Here is a 14463-nt window from a genome sequence, read left to right on the forward strand (position 1 = left end):
TTTAGACAATCAAATTCGCTATCATCTGTATAAACAAGATCAGGAATACCATCGCTATCGGATAAACCGTCGCATAAGCCACGCTTGGGGCTGGGCTGTCTGTCATAGAATCTGCGGCGGCAAGTCCCGGGGTACTGGTCATACCACCGGCGATTGTTCCGACTAAATCGAGAATGTTGATCTTAAAGAAATAATATCCAGCTAATACGGCTATAATCATAGGGATCATTGTTATAGCGATACCGACTCCGAATAAAGTTAAACCGCTTGATTGGAAAGTGGAAACCAGATTTACACCGGCGGATGTCCCGACCTCGGAGAGGAATAGCAATAATCCCAATTGGCGAAGCAGGTTATTAGCGGAACCGGACATTGACCAGATGATCGGACCTGTTTTTCCGATGGCGCTTAATACCAAGGCAACCATAAGGATACCGCCGGTTAGTCCCGGAGAGAATGAGAAGGAATCCGAGAAGGATATATTTAATTTTCCAAACAATACGCCTAATACGATACCCATAGCGATCGGGAAAAAGTCTGTATCCGAAAGACGTTTCTCATCATTGCCAATGAATTGGGCGAGTTCATTTACGCTTTCTTTCTCGCCGGCGACCATCAACTTATCTCCAAACTTCAACACCAAATTAGGTTCCGGGGAAAGGTCGATTCCGCTTCGACGTACACGGGTTACCGTACAACCGAAAGTTCCTTGTAAATTTAAATGGCCTAGCGATTTATTGATAATGCTCTTATTGGTCAGTAACAGGGATTGCAAGGTCTGTCCGCCACTTAACGGCAGATCTCCCTCGATACGTTCTCCCAACAATAATGTCAGTTGCTCCAAGGCTTTGTCGTTACCTACGGCCTTCAGTAAATCTCCCTCGTTAAGCGTGGTATGGGGAGTTGGCATAGATATGACATTGTCGTGTTTTATACGGGAGACTACCGCTCCGGTCATGGCCCGTACCTGCAATTGTGCCAAACTCTTTCCGCAGATGTTTTTATTCGTGACTTTAAATGCGGCGGTATGTAATGTAGGATATTGGCTTTTCCGTTGGGCTTCCAGCGCTTTAGCCTCGGCTATCAAATCCTTGCGAAGCATTTTGGGCAATAGTTTCACGAAAAGGATCACGCCGATTACGCCGAACGGATAAGCGATGCCATAGGCGATGGATGCTGCGGATGATTGCGTGGAGTCGATCGCTACCGCCAAACCGGGCGTACTCGTCAATGCCCCGGCGATCAGACCGACGATACTCGGGGTATCGATATCCAAGATATACTTGAATAAGATTCCTGTCAAGCATGCCGAACCGACAATTAATAACGTCAGGATAATGAGTGTCTTGCCTTTGGAACGGAAGGAGTCGAAAAATCCGGGGCCCGCTTGGATACCAATGGTAAAGATGAATAACACCAACCCCATATTCCCTAATTCCTTGGGTATGATAACCCCAAAATGACCGAATAACAGGGCGATGAAAATAACTGCCGATACATCTAGCGAAAGACCTTTGATCTGTATCCGGCCTAGCATGAATCCAAGCGCTATGATCAGAAACAGGGCAAAATAAGAAGACTGAAGTAATGTTTCAAACATGTCAGATAGTTTTGAAGTGAAGCTGTTAAAGATGCAAAATTAAACTTTTTAGCCCATTCGGGCAACGGCTTGGCAGGATTTCTGTACCTTTGTGCCATATTTTAGAAAAGAGAAAGTAAAGAGCATAAGCGTGAGACGATATTTTATATATCTGGGATATAACGGAAAGAATTTTCGGGGCTGGCAGATCCAGCCGAATGGTATGACGGTGCAGCAATCTATAGAGGAGGCCTTGGCCATCTTGATGCGTACGCCCGTGCCTATTGTGGGGGCCGGCCGTACCGATGCCGGCGTACATGCCCACTTGATGATCGCACATTTTGATTGGGAGGAACCGATCGGGGATTTGGTATTCCTCGCGGAAAAATTGAATAGGCTCCTGCCCAAAGATATCGCCGTTTATAAGATCGTGCCGGTCGTACCGGAGGCGCATGCCCGCTTCGACGCTACCTCGCGAACCTATAAATATTATGTTACGACAAAGAAAGACCCGTTTAATCACGAGCTGGTTTATAAGCTTCCCGGTCGTTTGGATTTCGAGGCGATGAACGAGGCGTGTAAGGTCTTATTCGATTATATCGATTTTACGAGTTTCAGTAAGTTGCATACGGATGTAAAGACGAATAATTGCCATATCCAACATGCGGGTTGGACGCAAGAAGGGGATATTTGGGTGTTTACGATCCGTGCAGACCGTTTCCTTCGTAATATGGTGCGTGCGATCGTTGGTACTTTATTGGAAGTCGGAAGAGGACGTTTAACGATAGACGGCTTCCGAAACGTGATTGAGGCAAAGGATCGTTGCAAGGCCGGAACCTCCGTGCCGGGACACGCCCTGTTCTTGGTAGACGTCACGTACCCGGAAGAACTCTTTCCAGTGGAGGATTAAACCATGTGGTTAGCTCTAGCCTTCCTCTCCGCCTTCTTGTTAGGTTGTTACGAGGTCAATAAGAAAATGTCGTTAAATGGGAATGCCGTTATTCCCGTTTTATTCTTCAATACGCTCATAAGCAGTTTGATTTTCGTCCCGTTCATCTTGCTCTCTTTTTATACGGATTGCTTGGACGGGACGATGGTGTATGTACCCCGTGCCTCTTTGGAGGACCATCTGAAGGTATTGATAAAGGCGGTGATCGTCTTATCCTCTTGGATATCGGGGTATTTTGCCTTGAAACATTTGCCGCTGACGATAACCGGGCCGATCAAGGCCAGCCAGCCCGTGCTTACATTACTGGGTGCGATGCTTCTGTTCGGGGAACGGCTGAATCTATTTCAATGGGTCGGAGTCTTGCTTTCTATCGCTTCCTTTTATCTCCTTTCCTCATCGGGGAAGAAAGAGGGGATTCATTTTGCCCATAATAAATGGATCTTCTTCACGGTCCTGTCTATCTTGACCGGAGCGATGAGCGGATTGTATGATAAGCATTTGATGCGTAGTATGGATGTAATGACGGTACAAGTCTGGTTTAATGTCTATCAATGTGTTATCATGTCATTTATCCTGTTGTTTCTATGGTATCCGAACCGGAAAAAGAGCACGCCTTTCCAATGGCGATGGAATATCATCTTTATCTCCGTATTCTTATGCGTGGCGGATTGGGTGTACTTTTATGCCTTGACATTCCCGGATTCTATGATCTCGATCGTATCGATGGTACGTCGGAGTAACGTATTGGTGACATTCTTGGCGGGAGCCATCTTCTTCCATGAAAAAAACTTAAAGAACAAGGCGATCGACTTATTCCTTGTGTTGTTAGGAATGATATTCCTATATTTGGGGACAAAATAGAAAATTAGATAATGAGACGAGTTATAGTTACGTTGTTGATCTGTGTCTTTGCGTTGGGAATGAACGCACAAGATATGACAAGTGTGTTCACGGCAATGCCAGACCAATACATTCCTCAATTGGAGCACGCTTGGCGAAAGGATTTGGTGGATCTTTATACTTCAGGAAAAGAATCCCGGCTGAAAAATACGATGAATGGCTTTTCTACCTTGCAAAAGCTAACGAACGATTACCTTTTGCTACAGACTACGGAGCGTAGCACGGTAGAGATGAAATTACTTCCCTTGGTAAACAATACCTACGTGGTTTGTATGATCTCTACGGTAAACGGCCCGGTTCCGGATAGCCGTATCGAGTTTTTCACGACCAATTGGGAGCCTTTGGCAACATCCGATTTATTCACGCAGCCAACTTCCGATTGGTATATCAAGCAGGGAATAGATAAGAAAGACGAAGCCTATCAAGAGGCCGCCTCACATTTGGATATGGATTTAATTCAATATCGATTGAGTCCGGATGATCAGACTTTGACTGCCATTTATACGACTCCTCAATATCTGAGCCAAGAGGCTCGTGAGAAAATAGAGCCGTATCTCATTGAACCGAAAGTCTATACGTGGCAGAAATATCATTTTCAGTAATTCTTTCCTTATCCATCCACTCCGATATAGTTCAAGAGGTTTTTTTGCGGTACTACTGCACGGCGGTTGCGGCAATACTGCACGTGGGTTGCAGTAGTACTGCGATAAAGAGTCTTTTTTTAATGGGTAGGAGAGACTAAGATCCCTTCTTCATTAAAAAGAATTGTTATATCTCGGTCTCCTTGCTCCAGCTCGAACTCATAAGAGAGTCCTTCCGCTTTTTGAATGACATGGATATCATCGATTTGATAAGAGGCATATGCGGAGGCCTTGAATGCGGTCATCACGATATCGGGTACTTGGGAAGAGCGTATTTCCCACTCCGTATATAACCATTTGTTCTGGGTATCCAGCCAAACTTCCTTATGGATATTCTCATGAAGGATATCCACCTCGGTACCTTTTGTCTCCGTATCTATCTCAAGGATTGTCGCTCCCGGATACATCTCTGAAATGAGTTCCTTAATAGCGCTGGGGGTAACAGAGGGACGATGCTCGTTGTCGCCGTTACCATCGGTTACTTCCTTGATGAGAATACCACCTTCCGTATAATGTAGGTCTGCATCTTGCTCGCCATTTTCAACGTCGAGAACGTAAATGGTACCAGCGTCCGGACGTTCTAGCATATCTACATCGTCTATCTTCCATTTAGCGTATAGGCTTGCCTCGAAACTGTTTTTTACGGTTTGGGGCAAAGCGTTGTAAGGAAGATCGGTCTCTGTCAGCATCCAGTTGCCTTGCGGATCAAACCACGCTTCAGCCTCATATGAACCGGTGTAAAATTCTGCTTTGACATAGCCTGCCTCGTTCTCCCAACTGACACGTTGCGCATCCGGATATTTTGTGTCAAAGGCTTTTGTTACAATACTCTCAGGTGTGAATTTGTCATCATCGTCATCACATGACATGAATACGAATGAGCTGCAAACCAAAGTTGCCATTATGAATGCTTTTGTTTTCATACGATTGATTTTAATTAAAAATATATTAATACTTATCTTAGAGTGTCTATTAGTCATCGATATCAATCAAGTTCCCTTTTAAGTCGAATGTCATCTCAAGACCGTTATCTAGCTTTATCTCATAATCCCGTATCTCTTTTTCTATTTTAACAACCTTATTCGATGAATAGTTTTTCTTGATAAGGTCTTGTATTACCTCCGGAATGATCGCTGGCGGGATAGGGAGCCCATGCCGTTTAATCTCTTTCCATTCTCCTTTATGGTTAAACTCAACATTGGTCCCGTCCGTGAGGATCACGTCGTAACTGCTAATCCGGATCAGATTTTTCTCTATTTGGATATGCGATACTGGGATGTCTTTAAAATGATCCGATATGAATTGGCGGCTGGAAACCGGCAATATGTTGGTGTCACTCGTGATCTTATCGTTGCCGGCACAAGCCATGACAGATAATAATGATAAGACTATCAGTAAATAATTGATCCTTTTCATATGCCTTGTTTTTTATTATACCGCAAAGAAAAGGATGCATTTTGGAAAAAATTGGGAATTTCGGCCGTTAATAGAATAATAATGTGAATGTATGCATGCCATTTGCGTATTGGTAATCTATCCGGATCGAATATAGATCGACTATTGATTTGACAATGGCCAACCCAAGGCCCGTCGATTCTTGTTGTTTGCTTTGGCTGGCAAAACGGGCAAATAATAATTCCTTATCAAGGGTTTTGTCGATTCCCGTATTTGCGATTGTAAGCATACGACGAGAGATCGTGATTCCTATATCCCCTTTCTCGTAATTATGGACATAGGCGTTTTTAATGAGATTGGTGATTAACGTAGTGGCCAGCGATTCATTCATGGTGCATACCAAACTCTCTTTTTCTGAAACTCGTAAGTGGAGAGCTTTTCTTTCGTATATGTCATTAATTCCTTCTAATATCTTATGGATAAGATGATTTAGGCAAATATCCCGGGTCTCGGGGAATTGTTTGTTATCTATCCGAGAAAGTAATAGGAGGGATTTATTCAACCGGATGATGCCGTTCAACGCTTGATGCAAGCCAGCGATCTCTTTCAGTTGATCTTCTGTGCAATCTGGATGTTCGCTTAATAATTCTAATTTGTTCATGCATACGGCCAATGGAGTTTGTAACTCGTGGGCGGCATTCTCTACGAAATGTCTTTGTTTGTTGTATAGCTTGTCGCTCTGGTTGACGCTTTCTTGAACGGTCTCGTTTAATATCTTAAATTCCTCGATGGGTGTAGGGTTGTTTAATGGAGGATTATATTTGCCTACTTGAAAACTTTTCAGCCAGCTTAATAGCTTATATAAAGGCTTAAAGCTTCTTTTGAATCCTCGATGGATCACGAATAAGATGCAACTTATCAATGCGATATATAAGACGGCCATGCTCCAGATAATCGTCTCGATCATATCTTCTTGTTCTAAGGTGGATAACTCCAGCGTCAGTTCGTAGAATTTACGATCTTTTGTCATGAAATAAGTGCGTAAGGCACGAACCGGTTCGTATTCTTGCTCTATCTCTATGTATACCGTAGTATCGTAGAACTCGTCCTTATCTAGTTTCGCTTCGCTTTCCGGAACCTCACGAATGTAGTACCGGGTCATGATATCCACATGATCTTTCAGCAATGTGCTGTCCGCTAAGGCGGAGCGGATGATAATCTCTTTGTAGTTCTCAAGGCTGTCATTTGTCTCGTCTTCTACCTCATGTAGAATCATAAGGCAGAAAACACATCCCCAAGCGGCGAAAATGACCAATATGGGGACAAATAAATTGCGGAGGGTGTAATGGATTAGCTTCATATTTATTCCTCGTCGGTCATTTTGTAACCGAAGCCATAGACCGCCTTTATTTCGGGGATGGCTCCGGCGGCTTTTAATTTCTTTCGCAAGTTTTTTACTTGGCTATAGATGAAGTCGAAATTATCGGCTTGGTCTATATAATCTCCCCAGACGGACTCGGCTAAAGTAGCTTTGCTGATCAAACGGTTGGGGTTGGATATGAAATAGTAGAGCAGATCGAACTCCTTACGGTTCAATACGATCTCTTTCCCGTTTATATAGACGGAATGTTTATCGGGATATATCGTTAGGTTCGCTAAAGACAGTTGCAATTCCCCATCTTGTTGCTTGCGGCGGATAACGCTCTTGATGCGGGCGTTCAATTCCGCCAGATGGAAAGGCTTGGTCAGATAATCATCGGCCCCAAGATCTAATCCTGTAACTTTATCCTCGATAGAGTCTTTTGCGGAGATAATGATGATACTGTCTTTCTTGCGTAAGGCCCTTAATTCCTTCAAAAGGGTAAGGCCGCTACCTCCCGGAAGCATGATGTCCAATACGATACAATCGTAATCATAATCATTTATTTTAAGAGAAGCTTCCCGGAAAGAGGAAGCGCTCTCTACCACATATCGTTCTTTTTCAAGAGAACGAACGATAACTTCTCTCAGTGCGTTTTCATCTTCGACTACCAGAATTTTCATAGGCTAGCTTGTTAATCACACAAAGCTACTGAAATATTCTGATAAAAATCTGGAATAAGAAAAGATTCAGTATCGTTCTACTTCAATAATTGGGCCTCTGAGTTAAACGTGAGACGAACCTCATTGTTCTCATGCTCTAGTTTGAATACGTAAAATGTTCCCGAAGGCTTGTCTATTTGTGTCACCTCATCTATCTTATATTCATGATAAGCCGAATTTGTTAGGTTATCCATGATGTCTACGGGAACATCTTCGGCATGGATATCGAATTTCGTACTTAGCCACTCGTTATTTTTGCCGAGCAGAACCTCTTTCTTAACGCCTTTATCCTTGATGTCGACTTCTACACCTGCGGCATCTTTATCGTAATCGGTAATGGTCGCCCCCGGATATTTTATCTGGATCACCTTTTGAATCGCTTGAGAGACCGATTTGTCATCGAAACCTTGTTTCTTTTGTTGGCAACCTACGGTGAGGAATAAGCAGCAGCTCATGAATAAAATGGCTGTAAATGATACTTTTAGTTTCATAACGTTTAAGTTTTCTATTACAAACAAACGGGTGACAGGCAAAGTTTTTTCCAAATAAGTTAATTTTCCATGATATGTTTTTCTTCCTTTGTCGTCTTGATTATAGAAATGGAACTTGAGACGTTTAAAATAACCGTACTACCTCTCCGGCAGAAGATGTTGAATTTCTCCCGGAGACTGGTTGAGGACGCAGCCGATGCTGAGGATGTGGTGCAAGAGGCATTCATAAAGCTTTGGTATATCCGGGAAAAACTGGATGCCTACCATAGCGTGGAGGCGCTGGCTATGCAGGTTACGAAAAATCTCTCATTGGATAAGATAAAGTTGCGAAAGCCGCAGGGATCGGAGTTGGAGAGCGTTACATTGATATCGGAAGCGGTAAGCCCGGACGAACAACTGGAGCAAAAGGATGCCGCCGAGTGCATACGGCGCTTGATCGCCCAGTTGCCCACTTTGCAGCAAACCATTATCCGGATGAAGGATATAGAAGGCTATGAGTTAGCCGAGATCGCGGAGATCACGGCTACACCGGTCGAGAATGTCCGGGTGAATCTCTCAAGGGCTCGGAAAAAGATACGGGAACAGTTTTTACAATTAAATAAACAAGAGAAATGGACATAGACGAGTTATTAAACCGATATTTTGAAGGAGAAACCTCTTCGGAAGAAGAGCGGGAACTTCGAGCCTTCTTTACTTCCGGGAATGTTCCGGACAGGTTGGCGGTCTATACGCCTATGTTTACCTATTTGGAGGAAGAGAGTCGGAAGGAACGACAGCCAGATGAGGCATTGATTCCGATTGATGAGGATATCCTTTTTATGCTGGATGCGGAAAAGGTGGAGGAAAAGAAGACATTTACTTTACGATCCGTGTTGTATTTGGTATCCGGTATCGCCGCCAGTTTCTTGCTGCTTTTGGGGCTTAACCATCTGTTGAATCCGGTAGATTCTTGCTTCTGCTCGGATAATTATGTCGTTATAAACGGTCGTTGTTATACGGATATTCATAAAGTTCGCTCCATGGCGCTGGAAGCTTTGCAGGAGGTGGCCACTCCTACGGACGAGTACTTCCCGGAAGTGGATCTTGATGAGGCCGATCGTGTGATTATAGATAACCAATTGGACGAGCTTCGTTCTTTATTTGATGATAATGAATAAAAATACTGTAAATATGAGACGGTTCAAATACATGTTATGGTTGCTGGTGGCGGTATTTTGCTTAATGCCTTGTGGTGTCTCGGCTGCCGAGACACAGAAAGATTTGAAGATTCAGGAAGTCTTTCAACGATATGGCAAAAAACGTAATGTCACGATGGTGGAGTTGTCTAACGAGATGTTGGAAACGTATGGCATGACTCGTTATAAGAGTATTACGATCAAAGATGATCCGGAAGCCCTGCGGTTTACCCGCCAATGTCTGGAAGCGGACCAGAAAGGGGCCCGGAAGATCAAAGAGGTGACGGACGATGGAGGGGTAGTCTCCGCTTATTACCAGTTGAAGGGCGTAGAAGCAGATATCAACCGTTTTGTCCTTTTTAAGGTCAGCAAGAAAGGGGTAATAACCTTGGTGTACATTGAGGGAGATTTGGATAGTGATGATTTAATCACGCTATTATTTACGAAGAAAGATTTATAAACAAACAAAACAGATAGGAAGATGAAAAGAATACTTTTAGTCTTAATGGCTTGCTTCCCGGTAATCGGGTTGATGGCCGCTGAGGTTGAGCCTTTGGCTGGGGATACGATTATCACCCTTGAGAGAAAACGTATCGAGGTGAAAGATAATGGCGATCGCATGAAAGTCAGGGTGTATGAGGTAGACGAGGATGGTGATTCCGTGGACGACGAGTTGATCTTCGAAGGGCATTACCGGGACGGACAAAGCTATGAACGCCGTAAACACGTGAAGTCTATCAATATCCCTGTGCCTACTTGGGATAAAGACTTCAATCCGCATTGGGCCGGTTTTGGAATGGGCTTCGCGAACTTCGCGGATGGGAGTTTACATGTAAATGATGTAGACGGAGTCTCCCTTCGTAGTGGAAACTCATTGGAATATAATTTGAATGTATTGGAAAAAGCGTTCCCGTTCTCTCGGTATCGTTGGGCGGTGGTGATCGGTGCCGGTATGCGTTGGAGCCGTTACCGGATAGATACGAATGAGTATTTCAAGGAGATAGACGGTGTTACGGCTTTACGTCCGGCTCCTGAGAGTGTTACGTTGAAAGCGAGTAAGCTGAATATCACGAGTCTGACCATTCCGTTGTTATTGGAATGGCAACCTAAAAAGCGTTCGAGTGAATTCTTCTTGTCTGCGGGTGTAGTCGGTGTGATCAAGACTTGTTCTTCCTCGAAGATCGTATATAATGACGCTTCCGGTAAGAAGCATAAGGAGAAAATGGATTCCGGTATGAATATCCGTCCGGTAACTATGGATTTCTTATTTCAAGCCGGTTGGGATTGGATCGGTCTTTACGCTAAGTACTCACCGATCGACCTCTTTGAAAATGGGAAAGGTCCGAAGGTGCATCCGGTTTCTATCGGCTTGCAGTTGCATTTGTAGGTCGTTGAGGTTTTGCGAGATAAAGAACGTACGATATGCCGGATCTTGTTAGCAAGGTTCGGCATTTATCTTGAAAGAACTTATTTTATACTTTTTTGATGGTGATCGGGAAGTATTGCAAACTTATCCGGCGATATGGCCATTTCTTAATCGTGGAAATAAGATGAACTTTGCAATATAAATAGAAGACAAAGTAATAATAATAAAAAGGAGGTTCAAGATGGGTTTTATTAAGGTAGGTGTCGTATTGTTCGCAAGTCTTTTGGTAGGAATGGCGAACGCTAGTAATGGAAATAAGAATAATAACAATAAAACAGAAAATAAAATGACAGTAACAGAATTAACACAAGAAGATTTCGTAAAGAAAGTGTATGACTTTGAGACAAACCCGAACGCTTGGAAGTTCGAGGGTGATAAACCTGCGGTTATCGATTTCTATGCCACTTGGTGTGGCCCTTGTAAGATGATGTCTCCTATCTTGGATGAGATTAGCAAAGAGTACGAGGGTAAAATCAACGTATATAAGGTGAATGTCGATAAAGAGGCGGATTTAGCGAGTGTTTTCGGTATCCGTAGTATTCCTTCTTTATTGTTTGTACCGATGAAGAAAGAACCGAGTATGGTTCAAGGGGCTATGCCGAAGAATGAGTTGAAGAAATTGGTAGATGATATTTTATTAGAGTCGAAATAACTCGTATAGTGTGTTTTGGGGATTAGTGACGCGGAAGTTTGCTGGGAATAAAGTGAACTTTCGCTTTTTGTTTATATAATATTGTTATCTTTATCCGTCTTAAAATCCGGAAGAAATCTATGGAATATATTTTTAATACTCGCTTAAGAGGTAATATAGCGTTGACCGATTCGTATCACACGAACCTTGCTTTGCAGAAAGATAATACGCTTTACAAGTTTATTTGGGTACAAAGCGGTTCGTTGCGACTGGAGATCGATCACGTACCGACTACCTTAGTGAAAGGTGAGATTATTCCCTTGACTCCTTTGCACCATATCGAGTTCAAGGCGATCAATGGCGAGTACTTGACCCTTCTGTTTAACAGTAACTTCTATTGTATTTTCGGACATGACAATGAGGTGTCGTGTAATGGTTTTCTTTTTAACGGGACTTCCAATGTGATGCAATTGAAATTGAGCGAATCCCAAGTTGCCTCTTTGCGCGATATCACCGACAGCCTAACGAGTGAGTACGCCATAAAGGATAATTTGCAAGAGGAGATGCTGCGTATCTTACTGAAACGTTTCATTATTTTGTGCACCCGGATCGCACGTGAGAAGTTTTCGGTAAGCCCGGAACGGGAAAAGGCGTTCGATATGGTTCGCCAGTTCTATGTATTGGTAGATAACCATTTTAAAGAAAAGAAGATGGTCCAAGATTATGCGAATATGCTGCATCGCTCCCCAAAAACCTTATCCAATCTTTTTACGACTTGCGGATTACCTTCCCCGTTGCGGATCATTCATGAACGAATTGAGGCTGAGGCCAAACGATTGCTATTATATAGCCAGAAGAGTGCGAAGGAAATCACGGAGATCTTGGGCTTCGAGGATCAAGCCACATTCAGCCGTTTTTTCAAGAAAATGACGGGAGAAAGCGTCTCTGAGTACCGGAAAAGAGAGAAACAGGAATAATTGCTAACTCATCCGGTAAAATCGCCATTTACGGGATAGGTGTTTCTACCGATCTTTGCGGTATAAGTTCAATACTATAAAACAAATAATAAGATGAAAAAGTTGAATGACCTGTTTTACTCGTTTTTGCAAGTGGCGGCCTCTACTCAGAAGCTAGGTATTAATTTGATCCGTATATCGATCTTGATCATATTTGTGTGGATCGGCGGTTTGAAGTTCTGGAATTATGAAGCGGAAGGCATCGTTCCGTTTGTGGCGAACAGCCCTTTCATGAGTTTCTTCTATACAAAAAGCGCTCCCGAATATAAGACGTATAAATTAAAAGAGGGTGAGTTCGATCAAGCGAAGCATGAGTGGCATCAAGAGAATAACACGTATGGCTTCTCTCGTGGCTTGGGAATCTTGATCATGGCGATCGGTATCTTAACTTTCCTCGGCATTTTCTCGCCGAAGATCGGTTTGGTAGGAGCGGGGTTGGCTATAATCATGACGTTCGGGACGTTGTCCTTCTTGGTCACGACTCCGGAGGTCTGGGTACCTAATCTCGGCAGCGGGGAATTTGGTTTCCCGTTATTATCGGGGGCTGGGCGATTGGTGATAAAAGATACGGCGATACTGGCCGGTGCGATCGTGGTGCTGTCGGATTCGGCGCAACGGATCTTGAAAAAGAAATAAGCGAAACAAGAAAAAGGGGAATGGTTTTAATGCCATTCCCCTTTTTCTTGTTGGTTACCGTTTATTCTGTACGATATTCGGGTTTGCGTCGATCTCGCTTTGCGGAATCGGGAGTGCTACCCGGGGATCGGAAGCGTTGATCACCTGTGCGTCGGTAGGTAATTGCGGCAAATGCCAACCGCCCTTGCGGATTACCGGAATATTGTTACGCATGTAATCAAAGAACGCATGTCCTTCGCCAACCAATTCTTTGCGGCGTTCTTTAAGGATTCTCTCTAGGGAAAGCTCGGAGTCGCTAACGGATTTATTGGGGTTGGCTCGGCTTACGATTTGATTCAGGTAGCCTAACGCCTCGCTACGTTTTCCTAGCTTGAAAGCCGCCTCGGCCGCATTTAAGTATATCTCGGACAGACGGATGATGCATAGGTCATTGTCTTGCGGATTGCCGGTCAATACATCTCCTGTTTTTCCGGGATACTTCGTCAGATATTTAGGATGTCCGGTCGAACCGGTTGGAAGGATATCCTCGTCCGGTTTTTGAGGTAAGCGGCATAAGGCATGGCGAACATCATCCGGGTCTTCACCCAGTAAATCCAAGAAATCTTTCGTCAAGACCAAATTGTTCCAATCTTTCACGTTATCGGCATATACCATGGGAGCGCCTTCTCCGCCACTACCGCCGGAAGGCTCGGTAAGCGTAAAGTAGAACTCGAACAGGGATTCGGAATTGAAGTCTTTTCCCCATACGGAGGTATACTCATCGTGCGTGAACAAGGTATAAAGACCTCCGTTATTGATTACTTCTTGAGCGTATTTAAGGGCGTTCTCGTTATCGTTCATATATAAATAGATACGAGATAGAAGTGCTTTCACGCTCCATACATTTTGGTGACCGTCGAATTTGGTTGTAACAAGGTTGGGTAAGGCTTCGGTCAGGTCTTTGATCACTTGGTTGTAGCATTCGGCTACCGTGTTGCGAGACGGTTGGTGAGTCGGCAACTCCGTCTTGATCTCGATGGGAACACCCAAGGACGCCCCATTGTCCAGTGTATAAGGCATGCCAAAGAGGCGGGTTAAATCGAATAAGGCCAAGCCACGCATAGCCAACGCCTCTGCTTTTATACGGGCGATTTCTTGCGTGTCGGAGGTTTGGACGCTACCGTTGTCTATTTTCTCGATTAAGCTGTTCGCTTGATGAATCACGATATAGGGTTGGTTCCATACTCTCGTGATATTAAAAGCGTCGTCGGCGGCTACGTTGAACAGATAGTACGGAGAGACACGTCTGCCGGGACCTTTGTCAATACGAGCTTGTACGTCTTCGCCACGGCAGTCGGCATAATAGAGGTAGTTGTCTCCATAATAACTATGCTCGGATGCTATGCGATAGATTCCATTTAATGCGGTTTTAGCGTCTTCCAGTGACTGAATAGCGTTATCGCTGGTCACGGAAGTGGAGGGATCCAGATCCAGCCAATCTCCGGAGCAAGCCGTGAATAAGAAAGGAAGAGCGCTTACGATATATTTAATTGACCATTTCAT

General features: G+C 44.0%; 17 protein-coding genes. 10 read left to right on the top strand and 7 right to left on the bottom strand.

Annotated features, from left to right (window positions below):
- Position 1: 1 nt before the first annotated feature.
- Positions 2-1600, bottom strand: coding sequence for an aspartate:alanine exchanger family transporter (locus CI959_RS13150; RefSeq protein ID WP_008780166.1), 1599 nt, complete (start codon positions 1598-1600; stop codon positions 2-4).
- Positions 1601-1730: 130 nt separating this feature from the next.
- On the opposite strand from CI959_RS13150, the gene truA reads away from it, so the two are divergent.
- The 3 genes from truA to CI959_RS13165 are packed head-to-tail and all read left to right on the top strand — an operon-like array spanning position 1731 to position 4030.
- Positions 1731-2489, top strand: a complete 759-nt coding sequence (truA, locus tag CI959_RS13155) for a tRNA pseudouridine(38-40) synthase TruA (RefSeq protein WP_009275803.1) — start codon at positions 1731-1733, stop codon at positions 2487-2489.
- A 3-nt stretch (positions 2490-2492) separates the two neighbouring features.
- Positions 2493-3389, top strand: a complete 897-nt coding sequence (locus CI959_RS13160) for a DMT family transporter (protein ID WP_005854727.1) — start codon at positions 2493-2495, stop codon at positions 3387-3389.
- An 11-nt stretch (positions 3390-3400) separates the two neighbouring features.
- Positions 3401-4030 (top strand): DUF3256 family protein, encoded by a 630-nt coding sequence (locus tag CI959_RS13165; RefSeq protein WP_008780168.1) that lies wholly within the window; start codon positions 3401-3403, stop codon positions 4028-4030.
- Between the two features lie 119 nt (positions 4031-4149).
- Here CI959_RS13165 and CI959_RS13170 read toward each other — a convergent pair whose 3' ends face one another.
- The 5 genes from CI959_RS13170 to CI959_RS13190 form a co-directional block, all read right to left on the bottom strand.
- Positions 4150-4992, bottom strand: a complete 843-nt coding sequence (locus tag CI959_RS13170) for a PepSY-like domain-containing protein (protein ID WP_008780169.1) — start codon at positions 4990-4992, stop codon at positions 4150-4152.
- 49 nt (positions 4993-5041) lie between these two features.
- Positions 5042-5485: a PepSY-like domain-containing protein gene (locus CI959_RS13175; RefSeq protein WP_005854734.1), complete on the bottom strand. Its 444-nt coding sequence runs from the start codon at positions 5483-5485 to the stop codon at positions 5042-5044.
- Positions 5486-5552: 67 nt separating this feature from the next.
- Positions 5553-6824, bottom strand: a complete 1272-nt coding sequence (locus CI959_RS13180) for a HAMP domain-containing sensor histidine kinase (protein ID WP_008780170.1) — start codon at positions 6822-6824, stop codon at positions 5553-5555.
- A 2-nt stretch (positions 6825-6826) separates the two neighbouring features.
- Positions 6827-7507 (bottom strand): response regulator transcription factor, encoded by a 681-nt coding sequence (locus CI959_RS13185; RefSeq protein WP_005854737.1) that lies wholly within the window; start codon positions 7505-7507, stop codon positions 6827-6829.
- A gap of 77 nt (positions 7508-7584) precedes the next feature.
- Positions 7585-8037 carry a PepSY-like domain-containing protein gene (locus CI959_RS13190; protein ID WP_005854740.1) on the bottom strand — a complete coding sequence of 151 codons (453 nt, stop codon included), beginning with the start codon at positions 8035-8037 and terminating at the stop codon, positions 7585-7587.
- Positions 8038-8106: 69 nt separating this feature from the next.
- Between CI959_RS13190 and CI959_RS13195 the strand changes: the two genes are divergently transcribed.
- The 7 genes from CI959_RS13195 to CI959_RS13225 all read left to right on the top strand — a co-directional run bounded on the left by CI959_RS13195 (position 8107) and on the right by CI959_RS13225 (position 12921).
- Positions 8107-8658 (top strand): RNA polymerase sigma factor, encoded by a 552-nt coding sequence (locus CI959_RS13195; RefSeq protein ID WP_005854742.1) that lies wholly within the window; start codon positions 8107-8109, stop codon positions 8656-8658.
- Positions 8649-9194: a hypothetical protein gene (locus CI959_RS13200; RefSeq protein WP_057317175.1), complete on the top strand. Its 546-nt coding sequence runs from the start codon at positions 8649-8651 to the stop codon at positions 9192-9194. The genes CI959_RS13195 and CI959_RS13200 overlap by 10 nt, the downstream gene beginning before the upstream one ends.
- Before the next feature lie 13 nt (positions 9195-9207).
- Complete coding sequence (locus CI959_RS13205; protein ID WP_005854747.1) at positions 9208-9672, top strand: hypothetical protein; 465 nt, start codon at positions 9208-9210, stop codon at positions 9670-9672.
- Between the two features lie 21 nt (positions 9673-9693).
- Positions 9694-10599, top strand: a complete 906-nt coding sequence (locus CI959_RS13210; RefSeq protein WP_008780172.1) for an outer membrane beta-barrel protein — start codon at positions 9694-9696, stop codon at positions 10597-10599.
- Positions 10600-10819: 220 nt separating this feature from the next.
- Positions 10820-11290 (top strand): thioredoxin, encoded by a 471-nt coding sequence (trxA, locus tag CI959_RS13215; protein WP_008780173.1) that lies wholly within the window; start codon positions 10820-10822, stop codon positions 11288-11290.
- Positions 11291-11409: 119 nt separating this feature from the next.
- Positions 11410-12246, top strand: a complete 837-nt coding sequence (locus CI959_RS13220; RefSeq protein WP_008780174.1) for a helix-turn-helix domain-containing protein — start codon at positions 11410-11412, stop codon at positions 12244-12246.
- A gap of 93 nt (positions 12247-12339) precedes the next feature.
- On the top strand, positions 12340-12921 hold the full coding sequence (locus CI959_RS13225; RefSeq protein ID WP_005854756.1) for a DUF417 family protein: 582 nt from the start codon (positions 12340-12342) through the stop codon (positions 12919-12921).
- A gap of 54 nt (positions 12922-12975) precedes the next feature.
- Here CI959_RS13225 and CI959_RS13230 read toward each other — a convergent pair whose 3' ends face one another.
- Positions 12976-14463: a RagB/SusD family nutrient uptake outer membrane protein gene (locus tag CI959_RS13230; RefSeq protein ID WP_008773401.1), complete on the bottom strand. Its 1488-nt coding sequence runs from the start codon at positions 14461-14463 to the stop codon at positions 12976-12978.

This window comes from Parabacteroides sp. AT13 (assembly GCF_002272965.1).
GTDB classification, from domain to species: Bacteria; Bacteroidota; Bacteroidia; order Bacteroidales; family Tannerellaceae; genus Parabacteroides; species Parabacteroides distasonis.

What these genes read in the sequence shown, in the direction of transcription:
- trxA (WP_008780173.1), top strand. Translation starts at nt 10,820, where the DNA reads ATGGGTTTTATTAAGGTAGGTGTCGTATTGTTCGCAAGTCTTTTGGTA.
- CI959_RS13200 (WP_057317175.1), top strand. Translation starts at nt 8,649, where the DNA reads ATGGACATAGACGAGTTATTAAACCGATATTTTGAAGGAGAAACCTCT.
- CI959_RS13195 (WP_005854742.1), top strand. Translation starts at nt 8,107, where the DNA reads ATGATATGTTTTTCTTCCTTTGTCGTCTTGATTATAGAAATGGAACTT.
- CI959_RS13160 (WP_005854727.1), top strand. Translation starts at nt 2,493, where the DNA reads ATGTGGTTAGCTCTAGCCTTCCTCTCCGCCTTCTTGTTAGGTTGTTAC.
- CI959_RS13210 (WP_008780172.1), top strand. Translation starts at nt 9,694, where the DNA reads ATGAAAAGAATACTTTTAGTCTTAATGGCTTGCTTCCCGGTAATCGGG.
- CI959_RS13205 (WP_005854747.1), top strand. Translation starts at nt 9,208, where the DNA reads ATGAGACGGTTCAAATACATGTTATGGTTGCTGGTGGCGGTATTTTGC.
- CI959_RS13150 (WP_008780166.1), bottom strand. Translation starts at nt 1,600, where the DNA reads ATGTTTGAAACATTACTTCAGTCTTCTTATTTTGCCCTGTTTCTGATC.
- CI959_RS13190 (WP_005854740.1), bottom strand. Translation starts at nt 8,037, where the DNA reads ATGAAACTAAAAGTATCATTTACAGCCATTTTATTCATGAGCTGCTGC.
- CI959_RS13220 (WP_008780174.1), top strand. Translation starts at nt 11,410, where the DNA reads ATGGAATATATTTTTAATACTCGCTTAAGAGGTAATATAGCGTTGACC.
- CI959_RS13225 (WP_005854756.1), top strand. Translation starts at nt 12,340, where the DNA reads ATGAAAAAGTTGAATGACCTGTTTTACTCGTTTTTGCAAGTGGCGGCC.
- CI959_RS13230 (WP_008773401.1), bottom strand. Translation starts at nt 14,463, where the DNA reads ATGAAATGGTCAATTAAATATATCGTAAGCGCTCTTCCTTTCTTATTC.
- CI959_RS13170 (WP_008780169.1), bottom strand. Translation starts at nt 4,992, where the DNA reads ATGAAAACAAAAGCATTCATAATGGCAACTTTGGTTTGCAGCTCATTC.
- CI959_RS13180 (WP_008780170.1), bottom strand. Translation starts at nt 6,824, where the DNA reads ATGAAGCTAATCCATTACACCCTCCGCAATTTATTTGTCCCCATATTG.
- CI959_RS13165 (WP_008780168.1), top strand. Translation starts at nt 3,401, where the DNA reads ATGAGACGAGTTATAGTTACGTTGTTGATCTGTGTCTTTGCGTTGGGA.
- CI959_RS13175 (WP_005854734.1), bottom strand. Translation starts at nt 5,485, where the DNA reads ATGAAAAGGATCAATTATTTACTGATAGTCTTATCATTATTATCTGTC.
- CI959_RS13185 (WP_005854737.1), bottom strand. Translation starts at nt 7,507, where the DNA reads ATGAAAATTCTGGTAGTCGAAGATGAAAACGCACTGAGAGAAGTTATC.